We start from the raw sequence: 22480 nt of genomic DNA on the forward strand, positions 1-22480 counted from the left end.
CATTACGCGACACGCCGCCTGCATGCGGCGCGTCACGTCGCTGGCGGGGCATGGGGCCGCCGCCGGAAAGTGGATGACGTTCTTCACGCAAAAGGAGCGAAATATGGGTGCCTCAGCAGCCGGTAGCACGGGTGGTCCGAACGACACGACCCAGGTCCAGCAGCAGGCGGACGACCTGACCAAGACGCAGCTCGAACTGACGAAGATCAACTTCCAGGTCCAGCAGTCGACCGCGACGTTCGAAACCAGCAACGCAGTGACCGCGCAGGAAGGGACGGCGAACGCCCAGGTTGCGCAACACCTGAGTTCCGCCGGCCGCGCATGACGCCGGACGCCGGCCGCGCCGCGCGACGCCGCATGCCCGGGCAGCCCGTGCAGGGTGCCTGGCGGGGCGCGCGTGCGTGCCGGCCGGCTCGTTTCCGGCGCTGCCGGTCAAGGAGGACACGATCATGTCGGTAACAGGCGTAGGTGCGGCACCGCCGGGCGCGGCCGCGCTCGCGGGCGCCGTGCAGCAGGCGGGCACGGCGTCCGATCCGGCGCAGGTGCGCCAGTTCGATGCGTTGATGCAGCCGGGTGCAGCCGCGAGCGCACCGTCGGCGTCGGGCGTCGCGATGTCGCGCGTGCCGGCCGATGCGGCGCCGGCGGTGCAGATGACGCCCGCGACACCCGCGCAGGCGAATCATGCGTCGCTGGTCGAGCGGTTGCGCACGTACGGCAACGATCTCGACACGCGGTACGCGAACATCGACAAGCATCGCACCGAGATGCTGACGTCGATGGCGGACAACCGCAGCGATCCGCTGATGACGATGGTGAAGGCGATGGATTTCCAGTGGACGGCGACCACCACGATTTCCGAATACCAGTTGAGCCTGTCGGTCGCGCAGGCGGCGAACGGCTTCACGCATACGGTGCTGAAGACGCAGGAGTGACGAAGGCCGGTGCGTGTGCCTGAAGCGGCCGCGCGCCCTGAAGCGGACAAACGATGACGACGATCGATTCGACGCCGCGCATGCACGCGTGGCGCAGCCGGGCGGCGCGTGCGCTGCTCGCGGGACTGCTCGCGCTGCTGGCCGGCTGCCAGAAGGAGCTGTACTCAGGCCTGTCGGAGCGCGACGCGAACCAGATGGTCGCCGTGCTCGGCGATGCGGGCATCAGCGCGTCGAAGGACAACGACGCGCGCGACACGTCGGATCGCAACGCCTGGCAGGTGAGCGTCGCGGACGGCGACATGCAGTCGGCGCTCACCGTGCTGCAGGCGAACGGGCTGCCGAAGCCGAGCTACGCGAGCCTCGGCGAGCTGTTCCAGAAGCAGGGGCTCGTGTCGACGCCGGCCGAGGAGCGCGTGCGCTACCTGTACGGCGTGTCGCAGGACCTGTCGCGCACGCTCCAGGACATCGAGGGCGTGGTGGTCGCGCGCGTGCAGGTCGTGATTCCGGAGAACGATCCGCTCGCGGACAAGATCAAGCCGTCGTCGGCGGCCGTGTACATCCGCTACCGGCCCGGCGTGGACCTGCGCGCGATGGCGCCGATGGTCAAGGATCTCGTCGCGCACAGCATCGAAGGGCTGCAGTACGACAACGTGTCGCTGTTCCTGCAGCCGGCCGCCGCGCGCACGACGCGCGTGGACGGCATCGGCAGCGCGGTGTCGGACATCCTGCGGCTGCGCTCGCCGCTCGGCTGGCTGGTGTTCGCGCTGATCCTGCTGACCTGCGCGGTGATCGCGCTGTCGGCCGCGCGGCGCGGGATGTTCGGCGCCCGGCTGGCCGGGCTGGCCGGCACGCCGCGCGGCGCGAACGGAACCGGCGGCGCGTCCGCGTCGTCGGGTAGCGGCCTGCGCACGCCGGACGGCGCGCGCGACGGCGCATGAGCGAACACGCCGCGCTGCCGCCGGGCGCCAGGCCGGATGCCGCGCCGCTGCCGTGGCTGCAACCGCTCGCGCCGCCGCCGCCCGCGCGGCGCGCGGCGTTTCACGCGCTCGTCTGCGAATTCAACCTGCGCCCCGACCGCTATCTGCACGTGACGCGCGTGCCGGCCGAGTGGCCCTCGCGCTATCGCTCGCCCGACGCGTTCGGCCCGGCCGGCCGCAAGCTGCTTGCCCGTCACCTGCTCGATGCGAACGGCGTGGCCGGACACCACGACTTCGACGTCGCCAATCCGTGTGCGCGGCTCGCGCTGCTGCCCGGCGCGGCGCTCGAGCAGCTCGCGTCGTATGCGGGGCTGCTGCTGCATCGCGGCTGGCTGCGCGACGCGCTGACCGTGCGCCGCATTCGTGCGGAAGTCGCGGCGAAGCTCGGCGGCGACGCGCTGGAGCTCGCGCTCGAGCGCGCGCCGGAATTCGGCGCGCTCGCGGACACGCTCGAACCGTGGCGTGCCGATCCGGCCGCGCTGCCGATGGTGATTCGTGCGCGCGGCGGGCGACTGCTCGCGGATTTCATCGGCGTGGCCGGCGATGCGGTCGCGCGGCGCGCGCGCCTGAAATTCAACCGCACGATCGACAACGAGGCGCCGTACTGGCTGAATCGCGCGCAGCGCGACCAGTTCGGCGAATTGCTGTTCCTGTTTCTGATTCCCGAGAGGCTTGCGTCATGGGACTGGCTTTTCTGATCACGAGCGACAACCTGCAGCTGCTGTCGGAGCGCAAGGTGCTCAAGGAGCGCGAATACGCGGCGCTGCTCGACGCCTCGGCGGTGATCGCGACCGCGCGCGACGAGGCCGCGCGCATCGTCGCCGATGCGCAGCGCGAATTCGACAGGCGCCAGGCGGCGGGCTACGACGAAGGAATGCGCCGCGCGCAGCGCGAGCATGCGGCGCAGGCCTACACGCAGGCGCTGGCCGCTGCCCGGACGATGGAGTCGATGAAGGATTCGATGGCCGATATCGTCGTGAAGGCCGTGCGCGCGATCGTCGGCGAGATGGGCACGCAGAAGCTCTACGAGGCCGCACTCGCGCGGATCGCGCCGCTCGTGCGCGACGAGGCGTTCCTGATCGTGCGGGTCGCGCCGGGCCGCGCGGACGAGATGCGCGACGCGCTCGACCGCGCGTTCGCCGGACAGTCGAATCGTCAAAGGATCCGCATCGTCGAGGACGCACAGCTCGAACGCCATGCGTGCACGGTCGAGACGCCGTCCGGGCGCATCGACGCGAGCCTCGACCTGCAGATCGACGCGCTGCGCCAGGCGATCCGCCGCGATGCGCTGAAGGGCACGACGCGATGAACGCGCCGCTCGACGATCCGCAGTCGTTCGGCGGTGACAGCGACGACGATGCGGCGCCGTTCGATCGCGGCCGCCTCGTCGGCGACCTCGACGCGGGGCTCGCGTTCTTCTCGCCGGTGTCGGTGCAGGGCCGCGTCAATCACGCGGTCGGGCAGATCCTCAACGCGACCGGCATCCGCGCGCGGCTCGGCGAGATCTGCGAGTTGCGCACGCCGAATCAGCCGACGCTGCTCGCCGAAGTGGTCGGCTTCTCGCGGCAGACCACGCTGCTCACGCCGCTCGGCGACGTGGCCGGGCTGTCGCCGGAGACGACCGTCGTGCCGTCCGGGCGCGAGCACGTGTTCCCGGTCGGCGAAGCGCTGTTCGGCCGCGTGCTGGACGGGCTCGGCCGGCCGCTCGACGATCGCGGGCCCGTGACGGGTGCCGCGTGGGTATCGACGCAGCAGGACCCGCCGAACCCGCTTGCGCGCCAGATGATCGACACGCCGTTTCCGACCGGCGTGCGCGTGATCGACGGCCTGATGACGCTCGGCATCGGCCAGCGCGTCGGCATCTTCGCACCGTCCGGCGTCGGCAAGAGCACGCTGCTCGGGATGATCGCGCGCGGTGCGCAAGCCGACGTGAACGTGATCGCGCTGGTCGGCGAACGCGGCCGCGAAGTGCGCGAGTTCATCGAGCACAGTCTGTCGCCGGAGGTGCGCGCGCGCTCGATCGTCGTCGTGTCGACCTCCGACCGTCCCGCGATGGAGCGCGTGAAATCCGCGCTCGTGGCGACCGCGATCGCCGAGCACTTCCGCGATGCGGGCAAGCGCGTGCTGCTGCTGGTCGATTCGCTGACGCGCTTCGCGCGCGCGCAGCGCGAGGTCGGCCTCGCGAGCGGCGAGCCGCCGACGCGGCGCAGCTTCCCGCCATCGACGTTCGCCGTGCTGCCGCGCCTGCTCGAACGCGCGGGCCAGGGCGCGACCGGCTCGATCACCGCGCTGTACACGGTACTCGTCGAAGGCGATGAGGAATCCGATCCGATCGCCGAGGAAGTGCGCTCGATCCTCGACGGCCACATCGTGCTGTCGCGCAAGATCGCGCTCGCGAACCGCTATCCGGCGATCGACGTGCTCGCGAGCCTGTCGCGTGTGATGCCGCTCGTCGCGAGCCGCGCGCATCAGCAATCGGCCGCGCGCGTGCGCGAGCTGATCGCGAAGTATCAGCAGATCGAGCTGCTCGTGCAGATCGGCGAGTACCGCGAAGGCAGCGACCGGCTCGGCGATCTCGCGCTGCGTGCGCGCGATGCGATCGGCGCGTTCTGCGCGCAGGCTTCGCACGAGGACGTGCGTTTCGACGCGCTGCTCGCGAAGCTGACGAAACTCGCGAACGATCATGTCTGAAGCCGACGACCGTCTCGTGCTCGCGACGCTTGCGCGCCTGAAGCGCGTGCGCGAGATGCGCAGCCAGATCGCGCGCGTTGCCGCCGCGCGCCAGCAGGGCATCGCCGCGCAGAGCCGCCGCGCGCTCGATGCCGCGCACGCGCGGCTCGCTCAGCAGGTCGCCGCGAAGGCCGCGATCCAGACGCGGCTCGCGGACGACCTGCGCGAGGCGCGCGCGCTGCAGAACGCCGCGACCGACACGCGCACGTTCGATCGCCACATCGGCGTTGCGAATGCGTCGGTCAGCGAAGCCGCGCACGCGCACCGCGATCACGAGGCGACGCTTGCCGACCTGCAGCGCGCCGCGCGCAAGGCGAAGGCCGCCGAGGACAAGCTCGACAAGGCTGGCGAGAAGGCATTGCAGGCGCGTGCCGCGCGGGTCGAGCGCGACGCTGACGAGGTTGCGGATGCGCATGCGGTGCGGCGTTTCGCGACGGCGGGCGTCTGGGCGGGCGATGCGCAGGCGCATGCGTCGGGGCAGCCGGAGATGGCCGCCGCATTCGATGCGCAGATGGTGTCGCGGCCGGCGGATGCGGATGCGGCGGACGCGGCCGACACCCCCGACTCGTCCGCCGCCGACCCGGCACCCGCCGCCGCGGATCGCCGATGCTAGACCACGCCGCGAGCTTCAACGACATCGCCGGCACGCTGCGGCCGCTGCTCTACGTGATGCCGCGCCTGCTGCCGATCATGTTCGTCGTGCCGGTGTTCAACGAGCAGATCGTCACGGGCCTCGTGCGCAACGGCATCGCGGTGGTGATCGCCGCGTTCGTCGCGCCTGTGATCGACCCGGCGCAGGTCGCCGCGCTGCCGTTCCTGATGTGGTGCCTGCTCGTCGCGAAGGAGGCGGTGGTCGGCATGCTGCTCGCGGGCGCGTTCAGCGCGGTGTTGTTCGCGATCCAGGGTGTCGGCTACCTGATCGATTTCCAGACCGGCAGCGGCAGTGCCGCGTTCTTCGATCCGATGGGCGGGCACGAGGGCGGCCCGACGTCGGGCTTCCTCAATTTCGTCGCGATCGCGCTGTTCGTCACCGCGGGCGGCCTGCAGGTGCTGGTGCAACTGTTCGCGCAGTCGTATGCGTGGTGGCCGATCGGCTCGCTCGGCCCCGATTTTGCGTCGATGCTGGAGACCTTCGTCGTGCGGCAGACCGACACGATCTTCGAATGGATGGTGAAGCTCGCCGCGCCCGTCATCATCGTGCTGGTGCTCGTCGAACTCGGCATCGGTCTCGTCGGGCGCGCGGTGCCGCAGCTGAACATCTTCGTGTTCGCGCAGCCGGTGAAGAGCGCGCTCGCGGTGCTGATGATGGTGCTGTTCCTGCCGGTGGTGTACGCGTCGCTGCATGCGCTGCTGAGCCCCGACAGCGGGCTGATGGCACTGCTGCGCGCGCTGTTCGCCGCGCACGGCGGCGCGTGACGGCCCGCCGGAACCGGAGCGCCCATGTCCGAGAAGAACCAGCAGCCGACCGCGAAGCGCTTGCGCGAGGCGCGCCAGAAGGGCGACGTGCCGAAGAGCGCGGAGACGATCTCGTCGGCATTCTTCGTCGGCGTGTGCGTCGCGCTCGCGGTGGGGCTCGGCACGGTGTTCGCGCGGCTGCAGGCGCTGTTCCGGCTCGTGTTCGATGCGGCCGGCGCGGCCGATCCGTCCGCGCGGCTCGCCGTGCTGATCGACGGCGCCGCGCGCGACTGGGCGCTGCTGTCCGCGCAGATCGTCGCGGCCGGGCTGCTGGCCGGCGTGCTCGCGGGCTTCGTGCAGGTGGGCGGCGTGATGGCGTGGAGCCGGCTCGTGCCGCAGCTGTCGCGGCTCAATCCGGCCGAGGGGCTGAAGAACATGTGGTCGATGCGCAACCTCGTGAACCTCGCGAAGATGCTGCTGAAGACCGTGCTGCTCGCCGCGACGCTCGGCTGGCTGATCGTCGAGTCGCTCGACCCGTCGGTGCAGGCCGGCTTCACGCGGCCGATGTCGATTCTCGCGCTGATCGTGAAGCTGCTGATGCTGCTGTTCGGCTGGGCCGCGCTGATCTACATCGTGATGGCGTTGATCGACATCGTTCACCAGCGCCACGCGTTCAACCAGAAGATGAAGATGTCGATCGACGAAGTGCGGCGCGAGCACAAGGAAGACGAGGGCGATCCGCACATCGAGGCAAAGCGCCGGCAGCTCGCGCGTGAAGCGCAGTTCTCGTCGCTGCCCGACCGGATCGGCTTCGCGTCGGTGGTCGTCTATTCGTCGAGCGTCGCGGTTGCGCTCTATTACGGCGGGATCGGGACGCTGCCGTGGGTGCTCGCGCGCGGCGAGGGCGAGGCGGCCGAACGGATCGTGCGGCTCGCGCGCGACGCGCTGCGCCCGACGCTCGCGAACGCCGGCCTCGCGCACGCGCTGTACGAGAGCACGCCCGAAAAGGGCACGATCCAGCAGCAGCATTTCCGCGAGGTCGCGCAGTTGCTGAAGTGGGCGACCGGCGCGGCATGACGAATACGACGCGTCGGGCCCGGAACGCCGGCATGCACGCGAGTAGCCGATGCGCTGAAGCGCCGATACGCCGTGATGCGGACCCGTTTCCTGCTCGCGAGGCCGATGGCACGTCGGGCTTGACGCGGTTTTTTTTCCGGATTTGTCCGACATTCACCCATGAATTATTGCTGATTTATTTCTTCGTAATATGGCTCGACCGTCAACCGGGCGGCGGGCTGCAAGATTGCGCCGCCGCTGACGGAACAGGTCAACAGGGGCAGACAAATCAATGTGCGGAATCGACGGCTTTCTGAATAGCGTCGCCTGCGATGAGGAGACAGCGCGCGGCACGCTCGCGCGAATGACGGCGAGCCTCGCGCATCGCGGGCCCGACGGGCAGGGCCTCTGGGTCGACCCGGAGGCTGGTATCGCGCTCGGTCACCGGCGGCTTGCGATCGTCGATCTGTCGGTACACGGCCGGCAGCCGATGGCATCCGCATGCGGCCGCTACGTCATGGTCTTCAACGGCGAAATCTACAACCATCGCGAGTTGCGCGCGGAGCTCGAGCGTGCGGGTCGCGCACCGGCGTGGCGCGGCCATTCCGACAGCGAGGTGCTGATCGCGGCGATCGTCGCGTGGGGCGTCGAGGCGGCGCTGCGGCGCGCGTCCGGCATGTTCGCGTTCGCGCTGTGGAGTCGCGCGTCGCGGGTGCTGACGCTCGCGCGCGACCGGATCGGCGAGAAGCCGCTTTACTACGGCCGGATCGGCGACGCACTCGTGTTCGCGTCGGAACTGAAGGCGCTGCGCGGGTATCCGGGCTTCGACGGCACGATCGATCGCGACGCGTTGTGTCTGTACCTGCGCCAGTCGAGCGTGCCGGCGCCGCATACGATCTATCGCGGCATCAGCAAGCTGCCGCCGGGCACCTTCGTCCAGTTCGAACATGCGCGCGACACGCCGCGCCTGCGCGCGTACTGGACGCTCGAGCAGGCGATCGAAGCGGGCCGCGAGCGGCCGTTCGAGGGGAGTGCCGACGAGGCCGTCACGCAACTCGACGCGGTCCTGCGGCAGGCCGTCGCGCGGCAGATGGAAGCCGACGTGCCGCTCGGCGCGTTCCTGTCGGGCGGTATCGATTCGTCGGCGATCGTTGCGCTGATGCAGGCGCAGTCGGCGAACCCGGTCGACACGTTCACGATCGGCTTTCACGAGGCCGGTTACGACGAAGCCGGCTACGCGAAGGCGGTTGCGCGCCATCTCGGCACGCGCCACACCGAGCTTTACGTGACGGCCGACCATGCGCTCGGCGTCGTGCCGAAGCTGCCGACGATCTACGACGAGCCGTTCTCCGACGCCTCCCAGATTCCGACCTTCCTCCTGTCGGAGATGACGCGCCGGCACGTGAAGGTGAGCCTGTCCGGCGACGGCGGCGACGAACTGTTCGGCGGCTATACGCGCTACTTCCTGACGCCGCGCCTGTGGCGCAAGCTGCATCGCGTGCCGGCGGCGGTGCGCGCGCGGATCGCCGCCGCGCTGCATGCGCTGCGCCCCGATCATGCCGACCAGCTCGCGGCGGTCGCGCAGGGCGCATGGGGCGGCGTGGAAGCGCGCGACTCGGCGACCCGCATCGGCGACCGGCTGCACAAGCTCGGCCACGTGATGACGGCCGAGAGCCGCATCGGGCTGTACCGGCTGCTGATGTCGTCGGTACATCATCCGGAGCGCATCGCGCTGCGCGGCCAGGAGCCGCCGACGCCGCTCGACACGGTGTCCGCGTGGCCCGCGAACCTGAGCTTCGCCGAGCAGGCGATGGCGATCGACACGCTCACGTACCTGCCGACCGACATTCTCGCGAAGGTCGACCGCGCGGCGATGGCGGTCAGCCTCGAGACGCGCATGCCGTTCCTCGACCATCACGTCGTCGAATTCGCGTGGCGCCTGCCTGCGTCGGTGCGGTTGCCGGAAGGGCAGTCGAAGGTGCTGTTGCGCCGGCTGCTGGACCAGTACGTGCCGTCGTCGCTGATCGACCGGCCGAAGCAGGGCTTCTGCGCGCCCGTCGATCACTGGCTGCGCGGCGCATTGCGCGACTGGGCCGACGCGCTGCTCCAGCCGTCGCGGCTGCGCGACGAGGGCTTCTTCGATGCGGCGGCCGTCGAGCGGCTGTGGCGCCAGCACCAGACGGGCCGGATGAACTGGCAGCATCAGCTGTGGACGGTGCTGATGTTCCAGGCGTGGCTGGAACATCAGCGCGCCGCATGAAGCGGGAGGACGCGGCGAGCCGCGTCACGTCATGTTGGTGTCCGGCGCTCGCTCACTGATCGAGGCACCGCACGCACAGCCGCTTCGCCTGGCTCGCCGGCAATCCGCGGCACATCATCACGACCGGTCGCGCATGGCACGACGGCGCGTCGGCGGAGGCGGCGGGCGACGCGAGCCTGCGCGCGCGTTCGGGCGGCGTGGTCGCGGCCGCGTCCATGCGCCTTTGTCGCGCGGGTGGCGGCATGTCGCGCACCACCGGAATCGGTTCGACGCCGCCTTCGCGTGCGTTGCGCTGCGCGCTCGCGACGACGCGGCTCACATAGCCGCTCGAGAACCCGGTCGTGAAGTTGCCGCTGTAATAGCACGACAGCGCCGCGCGTAGCGCGGCCTGCGCGGGGCGGCCGGTGTTCGACGAGCGCGTGAAGCATTCGGTCAGGATCGCGCCGCCTGCCCGCAGGTTGCGACACGGTTCGAACATCGTCGTGTCGTCGAGGCCGTATTTCGCGAAGTTTCGTTCGTTAACCTGAGCGAGGCCGACGCTGTAGCTGAAGCCGCGTGCGGCCAGCTCGCTCGCGGTCGCGCGCGCTTCGTCGAGCGACGCGGGCTGGCGCGTCAGGTGGCCGCCGACCACGCCGATCGCATACGGATTGAAGCCGGATTCGGTGCGCACCAGCGCGGCGAGCGTGTCGGGATCGACGTTCGGTGCGCAGGCGCGCGCGAGTTGCGCGAAGCCTGCGGCGCTGCCCGCCGCCTGCGCGCCGCGCGGCTGCATGCCCGCGCATGCGAGCGCCAGCGCGAGCAGCGTGCACAGGATCGCGGCGACGCCGCGCGGGCCACGCGCGCTCATCCTGCCCCCGCCACGCGATACGACAGCACGAGCCCGTGCACGAGCAGCGACCAGCCGTCGAGCGCGACGAACAGCAGCAGCTTGAACGGCACCGAGATCGTCGTCGGCGAGATCATCTGCATGCCTAATGCAAGCAGGATGTTCGCAACCAGCAGGTCGACGACGATGAACACGATGTAGATCACGAAACCGATCTGGAATGCCTTCGTCAGCTCGGCGAGCGTGAAGCTCGGCACCAGCACGAGCAGGTCGTCGTCCTTGATGCCGTCCGCGCGGTTCTTCGGCCAGACCGACGTCGCGGTGCGCACGAAGAATTCGCGGTCGCGCTGACGCGTATGCGACACCAGGAAATCCTTGACCGGGGGCAGCGCGGCATCGGCGAGCGCGCCGATGTCGGCGGTCGACAATTGTCCCGATGCGTCGAAGTGGCGTGCCTGCAGCGCGTCGCGGATCGACATGCCGACCGGCGCCATGATGAACAGCGACAGGATCAGCGCGATGCCGTTGAGCACGAGGTTCGGCGGCACCTGCTGGATGCCGAGCGCGGAGCGCAGCAGGCCGAGCACGACCACGAGCTTCGTGTAGCTCGTCACCATCAGCGCCGCGAACGGCGCGATGCCGAGCGCGGCGATCACCGCGATCAGCGCGACCGGATTCGGCAGGCTGCCCATCGTTCAGCGCTCGCGCGGCGCGGGCTGCGTCAGCGTGACGACGCGCACGCCGAGCTTCTGGCCGACCGCGATCAGATGGCCGGTGCCGATCAGCATCCCGTTCGCGACGAGATGGATCACGCTCTGGTTGATGCCTTGCAGCAGTTCGATCACCGCGCCGGGCTGCAGCGCGCCGAGTTCGCCGAGCGGGATCGACGTGGGCGGCAATTCGAAACGCAGGTCGACCGCGAGGCCGTCGAGCGAGCGCGGCGCATCGTCGGGCGACCCATCCTGCGCAGTCGCGGGCGGGGTGTCGGTGCGGGTCGGTTCCAAAGGCATCTCCCTGATTCGTTCGACGGTCAGCCGGTTGCCCGACGGCCGTCCGGTGATCTCCCACGCCGGCGCGGCCGGCACCCGCGCGACGCACAGCAGGTTCTGCTCGTGCGCGCGCCAGCGTTCGATCGCGATGATGTCGCCACTGACCACGTCGGCCAGCTCGGCCATCGTCAGTTCGGTCCGGCCGATCTCGAATACCAGCGGCACCGGCAGGCTTGCATACGCGGCGCGCGTGCCGGGCCGCGTGGCCGCCGGCGCCGCGAAGAACACCGCGAGCGCGTCCGGCGCATCGAACAGCAGCGCGCCGTGGCAGCGCCACGCGCCGTCGGCGCGACGCAGTTCGAAGCGCAGCGCGGCCGGCGCGCTGCGCCACGTGGGCACGCTCGTCGGCGGCGGCAGCAGTTCCACGCGCTGCCGTGTCGCGGCCTGCAGCACGGCCGAAAGCGGTGCGGCGAGATCCGCGAGCAGCGCCGCGCGGATCACGGCCGGTACGGCCGGGTCGGCCGCGTCGTCGAGCCATGCGCTTTCCGCGACCGGATCGATCCACAGCGTGCCGGTGGCCGGGCCGATGACGAAGCGGTATGCGTGCGCGTCGGCGGCCGGTTCGGCGTCGACGCGCCAGCGCACCTCGTACGCGTGTTCGCCGAGCGTGACCGGGACCGCGCCCGTGGCACCGTACGCATGCGACAGCCCGCGCGCGGCGGCGGCGGACAGGCGCGGCAGCCAGGGCGACGCGTCGAGCGCGACCACGGCCGGCGAGGGCGGGATGGCGGGCGCCGCGGCGGGCGGGGTGGCAGCGGCGGGCGAGGCCCGGTTCGCGGCGTCGCCGGCGTCGGCATTCGTCAGGGACAGCGCAGGCACGGCGGGATCGGGGCGGATTCGGCGTTGGTTCGACGGGTTGTTGTGGCCGGCGGCGCGGGGGGCGCGCGGCTGCTGCGTCGATTGTAGGGACGGCGCCGGCCGCGTGCCGCGCCGGAATCCGTAGTCGCGCGCGTGCGCCGGCGGCGCGGGCAGCGGCGAGCTACGAAGCCTGCCGCGCGGGGCGGCGTGGCCGCGTGCGGCGCGTCGCACGCACAAAGGCGGCCGCCGCCCGGAGGCGGCGGTCGTGGCGCGGCGGGCACGCGTGCCGGGCCGCGAGGCGTCGCACGTCGGACGTGCGGCGCGGTGGGGAGCCTTGCCGGCGCGCCGCGCGGTGGCGGCGCGCGGGTGAGCCGTTACGCGTAGTCGGCAGCCAGCGCCTGCTGCGGCGCGGCGCGCAGGATCGGCGCCGCGTCATGGCGCTCGACGTGCGTCATGGCCGCGCCGAACAGCACCAGCCGATAGCCGACCGCATAGATCGGGATGATCCGCAGGTTCTTGTCGTGATCGAGCTGCAGCTTCGAACGGATGCGCGAGATGTGGGTGTCGAGCGTGCGCGACGACACGCCGAGCTCGCGGCCCCAGACCGCTTCCTGGATCGCTTGCCGCGGCACGATCTTGTTCATGTTCTCGAGCAGGAATTCGACGACGTCGAATTCGCGCGGCGTGACGTCGACGACTTTGTTGTCGATTTCGATCGTGCGGCGCACGAAGTTGATTTTTATATTGTCGATGTACAGGTATTTGCAATCCATGTTGGCCCTCGCATGTCCGTAAAGGAGTGTTTGCGGGTCATGTACCGCAACTTCCGGGCCAGGGATGGTCTGTCAGGTGTCGACGGGTGGAGGGGGCGGGGCTGGCGGTACGCCGGCCTTGAATCTAAAAGAATTTTTAACGCAGGACGCGCGGCGCGCTTCGGAAGGGTCGGAGCAACATTGAAGGATTGTTACGTAGCATCCGGCGGGAACGTTACGGGCGTTACGGGCGGTGTTACGTGGGGGCGGGAAATTCCCGCCGATCAGGCAGGGCACCGACCGGACGGCGAACCCTGCATCGAACACGCCCGTGCTGGACGCATTGCAGAGTGGAATCAATGGGTTAGGGCAGATTTTTGCCCATGTCGGACCGTACGCCGGGGCCTGCCCCGGCAGAAAGAAAACCGGTCGCGCGACACGCCCGCCGCGCGACCGGCGTTTCACCTGCGCGTCAAGCCTTCGCGGTGTCGCCCGAATCGAACGGCAACACGTAATGGCGCTTGCCGGTCGCCGCGAAGATCGCGTTGGCGACCGCCGGGCCCACCGGCGCGACGCCCGGCTCGCCCACGCCGGTCGGTGCCTCGGCCGACGGCACGATATGCACCTCGACCTTCGGCATCTCCGCCATCCGCAGCACCTGATAGCCGTCGAAGTTGCGCTGCTCGACCTGGCCGTCCTTCAGCGTGATCGCGCTGTGCAGCGCCGCACCGAGCCCGAAGCCGATGCCGCCTTCCATCTGCGCGGCGACGATGTCGGGGTTGATCGCGATCCCGCAGTCGACCGCGCACACCACCCGTTCGACCTTCACCTTGCCGTCGGCGTCGACCGACACTTCCGCGACCTGCGCGACATAGCTCTTGAATGCCTCGGCCACCGCGATCCCGCGCCCGCGTCCCTTCGGCAGCGGCTTCGCCGGATCCCAGCCGGCCTTCAGCGCGGCCAGCTCGAGCACCGCGCGCATCCGCGGCTCCTTCTCGAGCAGGTCGCGGCGGAACAGGTACGGATCCTTGCCGGCCGCGTGCGCGGCTTCGTCGATGAACGCCTCGACCGCATAGGCCGTGTGCGAGCTGCCGACCACGCGCCACCAGAGGACGGGCAGGCCGACCTTGGTGGTCGTGAGTTCGACCGACACGTTCGGCACCGCGTACGGCAGGTTCGCCGCGCCCTCGACCGATGTCGCGTCGATCCCGTTCTTGACCATGAACGCCTCGAACGGCGTGCCGGCGAGAATCGACTGGCCGACGATCCGGTGGCGCCAGCCGACCAGCTTGCCGTCCGCGGTCAACCCCGCGTCGAGCTTGTGGAAGTACATCGGGCGATAGAAGCCGCCCTGGATGTCGTCCTCGCGCGTCCACTGCAGCTTGACCGGCTGGCCGTCCGCGCCCAGCGCCTTCGCGATCGACACGGCCTCGACCACGTAGTCCGACCACGCGTTCGCGCGGCGGCCGAAGCTGCCGCCCGCGTAAAGCGTGTGGATCTGCACCTGTTCGGGCTTCAGGCCCGCGACCCGGGCGGCGTTGCCCTGGTCGATCGTCTGGAACTGGTCACCCGCCCAGATCTCGCAGCTGTTCGCGGTCAGCTTGACGACCGCGTCGAGCGGCTCCATCGGAGCGTGCGCGAGATACGGGAATTCGTAGGTCGCGCTGACCTTGCGCGCGGCACCCGCGATTGCCGCGTCGGCATCGCCGTCCTTGCGCGCGGACGCGCCGGGTTTCGCGGCGAGCTGCCGGTACTCGCGCATGATCTCGGCCGAGCCGCGCTTTTCGGCGTTCGTTTCGTCCCAGTCGACCTTCAGCGCGTCGCGGCCCTGTTTCGCGGCCCAGAAGCCGGTCGCGACGACCGCGACGCCGCCCGGCACCTGCACGACCGACACCACGCCCGGCACGGCCTTCGCGGCCGTCGCGTCGAACGACTTGACCGTCGCGCCGAAGCGCGGCGGGCGCTGCAGCAGCGCGACGCGCATGCCGGGGAAGGTCGTGTCGAGCGTGAAATGCGCGGTGCCGTTCGACTTGGCCGACCCGTCGACGCGCGGAATGCGATGGCCGATCAGCTTGAAGTCGGCCGGCTGCTTCAGCGTGACCTTGTCGGGCACCGGCAGCTTCGACGCGTCGGCCACCAGCGTGCCGTAGGCGGCCGTCTTGCCGCTCGTCGCGTGCGTGACCACGCCGTTGGCGGTGGTCAGCTCGCCGGCCGGCACCTTCCAGCGCGCCGCCGCGGCCGACACGAGCATCGCGCGGGCCTTGCCGCCCGCTTCGCGCAGTTGCTGCCACGAGTTCGACATGGCCGAGCTGCCGCCCGTGCCCTGGATCGTGCCGAAGGCGAGGTTCGCATAGCGTTTCGCATCGGCCGGCGCGCTTTCGACGCGTACGCTCGACCAGTCGGCGTCGAGCTCCTCGGCGACGATCGTCGCGATGCCCGTGTATGCACCCTGGCCCATTTCCACGTGTTTCGCGACGACGGTGACCACACCGTCGGGCGTGATGCGCAGGAATGCATTCGGCGCGAATTCGGCGGCGGGTGCGGTCGCGGCGAGCGCGCGGCGGCCGAGGCCGGCCCATTCGAAGCCGATCGTCAGGCTGACGGCGGCCGCGGCGCCCGCGGCTTTCAGAAACGTGCGGCGCGACGGTCGCACCGAACCGCGATTCTCGAGTTCGATCGTCATGGTCAGGCTCCCAGTGTCGCTGCCGCGTCGTGGATCGCGGCCCGGATGCGGGCGTAGGTCGCACAGCGGCAGATGTTGCCGTTCATTGCCGCGTCGATGTCGGCGTCGGTCGGCTTCGGATTCTGTTCGAGCAACGCGGTGGCCGACATGATCTGGCCGGACTGGCAATAGCCGCACTGCGGCACCTGCAGCTTCACCCACGCGGCCTGCACGGCCTGCGCGGGCTTGCTCTGCAGGCCTTCGATCGTCGTGACGTGCTTGCCCGCGATGCCGGCGAGCGGCAGCACGCACGAGCGCACGGCCTGGCCTTCGAGATGGACGGTGCACGCGCCGCACTGCGCCATGCCGCAGCCGAACTTCGTGCCGGTCAGCCCCGCGTGCTCGCGGATCGCCCAGAGGACGGGCATCGACGGATCGGCGTCGAGCGTAACGTTCTTGCCGTTGAGGACAAACGAGGTAGGCATGTTTGTATGTCTCCATGGGGAAAACCCGGCATGCGCCCGGTTAGCGGGCAGTGTGCGCGAGCGCGCGATTTTTGCGTCTACCCAATCCTGCAAATTTATTGAACAATCCTGCAAATCCCCGGCGCGACGGCAAGCGATTCGCTATGCTCGCGCGGTTCAGGGGAAACGAAGCGAGGAACCCGTCATGGACATGACCGAAATCGCGGCGTCGCGCGAATCCGGGCGGCGCGAACTGGCATCGCTGATTGCCCGCTTCGCGCCGACGGACGGCTCCCACTCGACGGCCGTGCCCGCGCTGATGCTGCATCGGCATGGGCATCCGGTCGATCTCGGCTGCGGCGTGTCGCGCGCCGCGCTCGTGATCGCCGCGCAGGGCGCGAAGCGTGTGATCGTGGGCGGCCAGGCTTACGAATACGACACCCGGAACTGCCTGATTGCGTCGATCGACTTGCCGATTCTCTCGCGCGTCACGCAGGCGTCGCCGGACGCGCCTTACCTGTGCCTGTCGCTCACGCTCGATCCGCAACGCATCGTCGAACTCGCGGCCGAGATGCGGCTGCCGGAGCCGGACGCCGGCCCCGAAGGCGAGGGCATCGCGCTTGCCGAGCTGACGCCGCCGCTGCTCGATGCCGCGCTGCGGCTGTTGCGGCTGCTCGATACGCCGGCCGACATTCCGGTGGTCGCGCCGCTGATCGAAAAGGAGCTGCTGTACCGGCTGATGACGAGCGGGCAGGGCACGCGGCTACGGCACATGGCCGTCGCCGGCAGCCAGACGCACCGGATCGCCCGCGCGATCGAATGGATCCGCGATCACTACGCGGAGCCGATGCGCGTCGACACGCTCGCGCAGGCAGTCAACATGAGTGTGTCGTCGCTACACCACCACTTCAAGCACGTGACCACGCTGAGCCCGCTGCAGTATCAGAAGCAACTGCGGCTGCACGAAGCGCGGCGGCTATTGCTGCGGCAGGGCGGCGACGTCGGGTCCGTGGCCGCGACCGTCGGCTATGAAAGCGCGTCGCAGTTCAGCCGCGAATACAGCCGGCTGTTCGGCGCGCCGCCGATGCGCGACGTCGTGCATCTGCGCAAGAAGGAATTGCTCGGCACGTAGCCACGGCGCCGGTCCGTTCGCGATGACGGTCGTCTGCAGGAAAGCCGACGTGATCCGCCGGTTTGGCACGTCGTTCGCCGGCCATGTGCCGGGCGTATCCGGCGCGTTGAAATGGCGCACGGCCATCAGCAGCGGATGGCGCCACGGCGACCGCTGGCGTTCATCGAACCCGGTGCGGCGCGATGTCCCGCGCGGCGGCCTCCACGTGCTGGAGATCGGCGCGATCGGTGCCCGGGATCGCCGGCGTGCCGGTCGAAATCCTGTCATTCATGGTCGCCTCTGTCGTCGAGCATCGTCAGGCGTACGCAGTCGAGCTCGTCGAAGAACGCGCGAACGCGCTCCATCCCGCCATACGGGCATCGTTTCGGCATGCGGCGGGCCACGTGTGCCGATGTCGACGAAGCGCCACGACGAGCACTTCGGTTTCGCTGACTTCCACACTGATGCTTGATCGACGCGAACGTCGATCGATCGCTGACGCGCTTCATCGTCTTGCCCCCGGATGGCTTGTTGAGGAGAGCGCCGTCGTCCGTCTTCTTCGGGACGTGACGCGGCGCTCACGTGAATCGGACATCAGGCAATCGGCATGCCACGAAGGCCGCGCGCAAGTGCCAGCAGGGCCTCGCGTTCGCGGCCGCGCGACGCAGGTGCTTTCTGTTTCATGCGTGAATCGTCGCCACGGCCGACGTGTCGCGACAAACGTCGAGCAACGGGAGTAGCGCTGGCGAAATACACGGAAAATCAAGCGCGCTGCGCGAATTCGGCAATGAATTGAATCGAGAATGACGATGTTTCAATGATGAAATTGGTGGTCGATATCGATTGAAAATGTTTCCGTGATGTGTCGTGTGTCGTGTGTCATGCGATTCATCGATTCAAAAGAAGTATTTTTGACGGGGGAATTAGATTTGAAGGGGAATGGAAGGATTGAAAACTGACCGCGTCGAGCGGGGTGAATGGGCGCTGCCGGTTTCGCGTGAATGCCGATCGGGAATGGCGAGCGTGGCGGTCAGCCACCGGATTTTCTCTTTCTTGATCGTGTATTCGAACGGGTGAACGATGCGTGATCGCGTCAGTATTTTCACGGATGAATCACTCGTGTGATGTCTGTCCCGAAGATTCCGGCGTGTAAACGTATCGATGCCCATGGCGACGGGCTCGGCAAAGCGGTCGCCGAGCGGTTTGATTCCCGCCGATTCGGGTCGCGCGACCCCGCCGAACGAGCCGCGGCGGGCCGTTCGGGCGCCCAGGAGCGTCGAACGGCCGTCGGGCGCGGCATCGCGCATCGCAAGTTTGAAACAACCGTTCGCGAGCCCGTTGCGTGGTGGGCGACGGCCTGCATTCGTCCGTCTTTTCATGGGACTGCTTCGCCGTGTTCGATGATCGCGGCAGCCCGCCGGTCGTTGCCGCGATACATTCCTGAAACAAAAAATGCGATTTTTCGCGAAATGGTCGGCTGCCGCGCCGGCGGGCGGCGCGCAACCGTCGGTGGAATAACGCATGGCATGCCGCTTGCGACATTGGGCGTATCGGCGAGCGGTCGACGCGATGCGACAAAGATTTGGGGGCGACCACCTCGTGCATAAGCCAGTCGGGGAAGGGCGATGAAGACCATAAGCAGTATCATTCGCGCGTGGTTTGCGCAACATTGGGGTAGTGGGACAGATGGGAGCATGACTCGCGACGCAGTGCCAGCTTCGCGGGATCCCCATTGCCGGTCTTACGGCCTGCGCGCGGTGCACGCGCCAGGAACCCTGTCTCTCCGCACGGCTACCGGCCGACAGCGGTGCTCACCTTCATTCAATTCTCCCGAGCGGGTCAAGGTGTTCGTGCCGGACATCTTGATGCCGATTCGTCTTCGACCGTGCAGGGCTGTATCGAAGTCGCCGGACAAGTGCCGACGCTGGCTGGACTAGCTCGAACACCCCTCGGCCGGATTGCCCGGAAGATATTTGATCTGTAGCTCAGGGAGAAGCGATGCCACCTGACTGTATTGCAGGCCCGTTATCGCCGCGATAGGGCGGACGTTTTCAACGGTACTGCATTTGCGGTGGAAAAATATATTCACGCATTTTCGATCGCGGAAGCGCATGCCATGTGCCGGCACGTCGCGGCCGTGCATATCGAGACAAATAAAACCGGAACGTTGAAAGACTGTTTCCGGTGCGTGAGACGATTTGTTTTGTGGCAATTGAATATCGATAAGCCTTATCGAAAACACCTATAAAAAATTCGAAAAATTAAAAAATACGAAACTACACTTCGACTGGAAAAACATTGCGTGGTGTCGGCCTGGATATGAGCCGATTCTTCGTAATTAAATAGTGATCCGTATTTATAGGATTGCTTAAGGTGGGGAAGTTGAAGGCGTGCAGCTTTCCTCTCTTGTTCCATCCACGCCGTTATGGAGTCGACCATGAAGAAGCTTCTCATTGCAGCAGCAGTTCTGGCGGTTTCGGGTGCAGCGTTCGCCGGCAGCGGCACGGTGTCGGGCAGCACCTCGTCGAGCGGCGGTTCGACGATGGCCGGGGTCGCCGGGTTCGGCCACTTCAGCGCGACCGATTCGGGTTCCGCACTCGGCGCAGCCGGCGCGATTGCCGGCGGCCCGGGCAGCGGTTCGATCTCGTACACGAACCACACCCAAACCTCGACGGTCGGCGGCTTCGGCTTCGGCGGCGCACAAGCGAGCGGCAACAGCGGTGCGAATGCCGGCTCGATGGGCTGGACGTATCACCACTAAGCCGCGGCGTGTAGCGTTCGTCATTGGCTGGCGGCACGGATGCCGGGTTCTGCCCGGTCAGGGCAGACCCGGCTCCGTCACCGCCGAACCTTCGCAGAGCAAGGGATTGCTATGAAAGCCAAAGTCATTTTAGCGACAGCGCTTACCGTCTTATCGTCGGCCGTACTGGCCGCTGGATCGACCACAACCAACCAGACGCAATCCGTTGCAGCAGGCGTCTCCGGTTCGGCACTGGTCGGCTCCGGCAGCTATACGAGCAATTCGAATTCGGTCGCGGGCGCAAGCGCGGGAGGTACCGTGACACCCGCTGGTTCCACCGGCACGGCAACCGCCTATCACAACTCGACTTCGACGGCCAGCGGCTGGGGCTCGAACGGAGGCGCGTTCGCGGCAGGCGGCGGTATCGGTGCCGCAGGCTCGTACGGTGGAAACAGCAGTACGAACGAGAACGCGAATGCGCTTTCGGGAGGGGTGACCGCCACGATCGTACTCGGCGCGAACCACTACACGGCTTCGGGCGGGAACGACCAGGGTGTCGCCAACGCGGGTGCCGCCGGGTTGACGGGCGCTGGTGGGTCCGGCGCGATCGCGGGTTCGAATCACTACAACTCGTCGACCGTGTGGAGTACCGGACCGGCCGGCTCGCCGTCTGCCGCGGGCGGAAGCCAGGGCAGTTCGAGCGCGACCGGGAGCAGTCATTAGACAGGCGCGGGGGACCAGTTTCCCAGCGACGCTGGTCTCTTTTCCCGCGCTGTTGTCCAAGTAAGAAGGAGTTGGCATGAAGCAGAAACTGATTGCCGCCGCTCTGATGCTCGCGTCTCTGACGGCATATGGCGCTGACCGTGCTGCCGAGGACGTGCAATCAAATTTGCAGACATCGAACCCTACAACCAACCCGTCACAACAACAAACGCTTTCATCGGGCAGCGCCATCGGCGCACCGGATTCCCAGGCATGGCAGGGAATGTCGGGTGGCTCATGGTCCCAGCTGGGTAGCGGCTGGAAGCAGTTCGGGGAAGCACGTAAAGCTGAAGGAATTCAGGGGAAATGACTCGGTTGCCTGGGTGGGAGGTCGAACCTCGTCCGGAGATTGAAATGAACAGCAACAAGATCAGGGTGGCATGCGCGGCAATGTTCGCGATGGCCACGATCGGTGCCCAAGCGCAGACAGCCGACTCGACTTCAAGCGCGCAGTCCTCGACGTCGTCCACGGCGATCAGCCAGGGTGGCGGCTCGAGCATGAACACGAACATGACGAGTTCGCGCGGCGGCAACGCCACCAGCAGCAGTGGCGTGCGTGGCAGCGGCAATTCGACCGTGCAGGTCAGCTTGACGGTGCCGTCTTCCACGAGCGGCGGCTCGAACGCGACGCCGCAGAGCGTGAGCGCGCTTCAAGCGGCCGGCTCGCCCGGTACCAACCCGTACAACACCCAGTCGGCGGAAAACGTCAACTACTCGGGCACCCAGACGATCAAGACGAACCCGGCGATCCAGGCGCCGGGCCTCACGACCACGCTGTCCGATACCTGCATGGGTTCGGTGAGCGTCGGCGTGTCGTTCCCGGGATTCGGCGCGACTGGCGGCACGACCCTGGTCGACCAGGCGTGCGTGCGTCGCCTCGATGCGCGTGAATTCCGGGCGATGGGGTTGACCGACGTCGCGCTCGCGCTGCTCTGCCAGAGCGATGCGAATCGGCGTGCGGTGGAAGCGACCGGGCACCTGTGCCCGGGCACGACCGCGCCGCTTGCGCGCTCGAACGTGGCGCCCTCCGCCGAAGCGACCGTGGCCGACGACGTGAAGTATCGCGACCCGCTCGTGCGCAACCGCATGGGCCTGCCGCCGCTCGACGCCGCCGCGCCGGTGCAGACGCGCCCGGTGGCGACGACCGCGGTCCAGACGGCGCCGATCCCGGTACCGGTGCCCGCGCCGTCGATCGCCGTGCCGGCCGTCAGCGCGGTGCCTGCCGCACCGCAGGCGGCTGCCGCGAAGGCATCGCAGGCAGCAGCCGTCGTGCCTGCCGCCGCACCGGTTGCCGCAGCGGCACCGGCGGTGAGCGCCGCGCCGGCCGCGATGAGCGCGGTGCCCGCTGCCGCGATCGTTGCAGTGCCGGCCGTCGCCGAGAAGGCGCCGGAACCCGCGCCGGCCGTCGCCGAGAAGGCGCCGGAGCCTGTGCCGGCCGTTGCCGAGAAGGCGCCGGAGCCCGCACCGGCCGTTGCCGAGAAGGCGCCGGAGCCCGCGCCGGCCGTTGCCGAGAAGGCGCCGGAACCCGCGCCGGCCGTTGCCGAGAAGGCGCCGGAGCCCGTGCCGGCCGTTGCCGAGAAGGCGCCGGAGCCCGTGCCGGCCGTTGCCGAGAAGGTGCCGGAGCCCGTGCCGGCCGTTGCCGAGAAGGCGCCGGAACCGGCACCGGTAGCAGCCGAAGCGCCTGCACCGGAAGCCGCGCAGCCCGCCGCAGCGGCGGCCGCTGCCGACACGCCGGCCGCCGACGCGAAGGCGACGGAAGCCGTCGAATCCGCTGCCGCGCCCGCACCGTCCGCCGACATGCCGGCCGCATCCGACCCGGCGCCGGCCGCGGTTGACCAGCAGGCCGCCCCGGCCGCGCCGGTGATGCCGGCGCCGACCGCTATCTCGACGAGCACGTCGTCGTAATCATGCGGACAAGGCTCGCGTGCGATCGGCATGCCGGTCGCACGGGAGCCGCCGGGATCCG

General features: G+C 68.7%; 23 protein-coding genes. 16 read left to right on the forward strand and 7 right to left on the reverse strand.

What is annotated here, in order from left to right:
• Positions 1-103 precede the first annotated feature (103 nt).
• The 10 genes from WS75_RS29620 (at position 104) to asnB (ending at position 9350) form a co-directional block, all read left to right on the forward strand.
• Entirely contained in the window at positions 104-325 is a 222-nt protein-coding gene (locus WS75_RS29620) for a hypothetical protein (protein WP_040141234.1), read from the forward strand.
• Between the two features lie 124 nt (positions 326-449).
• Positions 450-932, forward strand: a complete 483-nt coding sequence (locus tag WS75_RS29625) for a hypothetical protein (RefSeq protein ID WP_059686389.1) — start codon at positions 450-452, stop codon at positions 930-932.
• 53 nt (positions 933-985) lie between these two features.
• Positions 986-1870: a type III secretion system inner membrane ring lipoprotein SctJ gene (gene sctJ / locus WS75_RS29630; RefSeq protein WP_059685992.1), complete on the forward strand. Its 885-nt coding sequence runs from the start codon at positions 986-988 to the stop codon at positions 1868-1870.
• Positions 1867-2607: a SctK family type III secretion system sorting platform protein gene (locus tag WS75_RS29635; RefSeq protein ID WP_059685994.1), complete on the forward strand. Its 741-nt coding sequence runs from the start codon at positions 1867-1869 to the stop codon at positions 2605-2607. Before sctJ ends, WS75_RS29635 begins: the two co-directional genes overlap by 4 nt.
• The gene (gene sctL / locus WS75_RS29640; protein WP_059685996.1) at positions 2589-3218 is read left to right on the forward strand and encodes a type III secretion system stator protein SctL; all 630 of its coding nucleotides are present in this window, start codon (positions 2589-2591) and stop codon (positions 3216-3218) included. Before WS75_RS29635 ends, sctL begins: the two co-directional genes overlap by 19 nt.
• Positions 3215-4600, forward strand: a complete 1386-nt coding sequence (gene sctN, locus WS75_RS29645; RefSeq protein ID WP_059685998.1) for a type III secretion system ATPase SctN — start codon at positions 3215-3217, stop codon at positions 4598-4600. The genes sctL and sctN overlap by 4 nt, the downstream gene beginning before the upstream one ends.
• The gene (locus WS75_RS29650) at positions 4593-5252 is read left to right on the forward strand and encodes a hypothetical protein (protein ID WP_059686001.1); all 660 of its coding nucleotides are present in this window, start codon (positions 4593-4595) and stop codon (positions 5250-5252) included. The genes sctN and WS75_RS29650 overlap by 8 nt, the downstream gene beginning before the upstream one ends.
• The gene (gene sctT, locus WS75_RS29655; protein WP_059686003.1) at positions 5246-6055 is read left to right on the forward strand and encodes a type III secretion system export apparatus subunit SctT; all 810 of its coding nucleotides are present in this window, start codon (positions 5246-5248) and stop codon (positions 6053-6055) included. The genes WS75_RS29650 and sctT overlap by 7 nt, the downstream gene beginning before the upstream one ends.
• Positions 6056-6079: 24 nt before the next feature.
• Positions 6080-7111 carry an EscU/YscU/HrcU family type III secretion system export apparatus switch protein gene (locus WS75_RS29660; protein WP_059686005.1) on the forward strand — a complete coding sequence of 344 codons (1032 nt, stop codon included), beginning with the start codon at positions 6080-6082 and terminating at the stop codon, positions 7109-7111.
• A 271-nt stretch (positions 7112-7382) separates the two neighbouring features.
• On the forward strand, positions 7383-9350 hold the full coding sequence (gene asnB / locus WS75_RS29665; RefSeq protein WP_059686007.1) for an asparagine synthase (glutamine-hydrolyzing): 1968 nt from the start codon (positions 7383-7385) through the stop codon (positions 9348-9350).
• A gap of 52 nt (positions 9351-9402) precedes the next feature.
• Here asnB and WS75_RS29670 read toward each other — a convergent pair whose 3' ends face one another.
• The 6 genes from WS75_RS29670 to WS75_RS29695 form a co-directional block, all read right to left on the reverse strand.
• Positions 9403-10197, reverse strand: coding sequence for a lytic transglycosylase domain-containing protein (locus WS75_RS29670; RefSeq protein ID WP_059686009.1), 795 nt, complete (start codon positions 10195-10197; stop codon positions 9403-9405).
• Positions 10194-10868 (reverse strand): type III secretion system export apparatus subunit SctR, encoded by a 675-nt coding sequence (gene sctR, locus WS75_RS29675; protein WP_044847619.1) that lies wholly within the window; start codon positions 10866-10868, stop codon positions 10194-10196. Before sctR ends, WS75_RS29670 begins: the two co-directional genes overlap by 4 nt.
• 3 nt (positions 10869-10871) lie before the next feature.
• The gene (sctQ, locus tag WS75_RS29680; protein WP_059686391.1) at positions 10872-12044 is read right to left on the reverse strand and encodes a type III secretion system cytoplasmic ring protein SctQ; all 1173 of its coding nucleotides are present in this window, start codon (positions 12042-12044) and stop codon (positions 10872-10874) included.
• A 353-nt stretch (positions 12045-12397) separates the two neighbouring features.
• Positions 12398-12796: a winged helix-turn-helix domain-containing protein gene (locus WS75_RS29685; protein ID WP_059686011.1), complete on the reverse strand. Its 399-nt coding sequence runs from the start codon at positions 12794-12796 to the stop codon at positions 12398-12400.
• Between the two features lie 451 nt (positions 12797-13247).
• Complete coding sequence (locus WS75_RS29690) at positions 13248-15458, reverse strand: xanthine dehydrogenase family protein molybdopterin-binding subunit (protein ID WP_059686013.1); 2211 nt, start codon at positions 15456-15458, stop codon at positions 13248-13250.
• Between the two features lie 2 nt (positions 15459-15460).
• Positions 15461-15922: a (2Fe-2S)-binding protein gene (locus WS75_RS29695; RefSeq protein ID WP_059468378.1), complete on the reverse strand. Its 462-nt coding sequence runs from the start codon at positions 15920-15922 to the stop codon at positions 15461-15463.
• Between the two features lie 184 nt (positions 15923-16106).
• Here WS75_RS29695 and WS75_RS29700 point away from each other — a divergent pair, with 184 nt between their 5' ends.
• Both WS75_RS29700 and WS75_RS33975 read left to right on the forward strand, forming a co-directional pair.
• Positions 16107-17033 (forward strand): AraC family transcriptional regulator, encoded by a 927-nt coding sequence (locus tag WS75_RS29700; RefSeq protein ID WP_059686015.1) that lies wholly within the window; start codon positions 16107-16109, stop codon positions 17031-17033.
• A gap of 22 nt (positions 17034-17055) precedes the next feature.
• Entirely contained in the window at positions 17056-17484 is a 429-nt protein-coding gene (locus WS75_RS33975) for a hypothetical protein (RefSeq protein WP_156429916.1), read from the forward strand.
• A 451-nt stretch (positions 17485-17935) separates the two neighbouring features.
• Here the strand turns inward: WS75_RS33975 and WS75_RS33980 are convergent, their stop codons facing one another.
• Complete coding sequence (locus WS75_RS33980) at positions 17936-18535, reverse strand: hypothetical protein (protein WP_156429917.1); 600 nt, start codon at positions 18533-18535, stop codon at positions 17936-17938.
• Positions 18536-19449: 914 nt separating this feature from the next.
• Between WS75_RS33980 and WS75_RS29705 the strand changes: the two genes are divergently transcribed.
• The 4 genes from WS75_RS29705 (at position 19450) to WS75_RS29715 (ending at position 22419) form a co-directional block, all read left to right on the forward strand.
• Entirely contained in the window at positions 19450-19773 is a 324-nt protein-coding gene (locus WS75_RS29705) for a hypothetical protein (protein ID WP_059686393.1), read from the forward strand.
• 111 nt (positions 19774-19884) lie between these two features.
• Positions 19885-20475 (forward strand): hypothetical protein, encoded by a 591-nt coding sequence (locus WS75_RS29710; RefSeq protein ID WP_059686017.1) that lies wholly within the window; start codon positions 19885-19887, stop codon positions 20473-20475.
• Between the two features lie 76 nt (positions 20476-20551).
• On the forward strand, positions 20552-20824 hold the full coding sequence (locus WS75_RS33095) for a hypothetical protein (protein ID WP_082728875.1): 273 nt from the start codon (positions 20552-20554) through the stop codon (positions 20822-20824).
• A gap of 44 nt (positions 20825-20868) precedes the next feature.
• Positions 20869-22419 (forward strand): hypothetical protein, encoded by a 1551-nt coding sequence (locus WS75_RS29715; RefSeq protein WP_059686019.1) that lies wholly within the window; start codon positions 20869-20871, stop codon positions 22417-22419.
• Positions 22420-22480 lie beyond the last annotated feature (61 nt).

It is taken from the genome of Burkholderia sp. FL-7-2-10-S1-D7 (assembly GCF_001524185.1).
Taxonomy (GTDB): domain Bacteria; phylum Pseudomonadota; class Gammaproteobacteria; order Burkholderiales; family Burkholderiaceae; genus Burkholderia; species Burkholderia diffusa.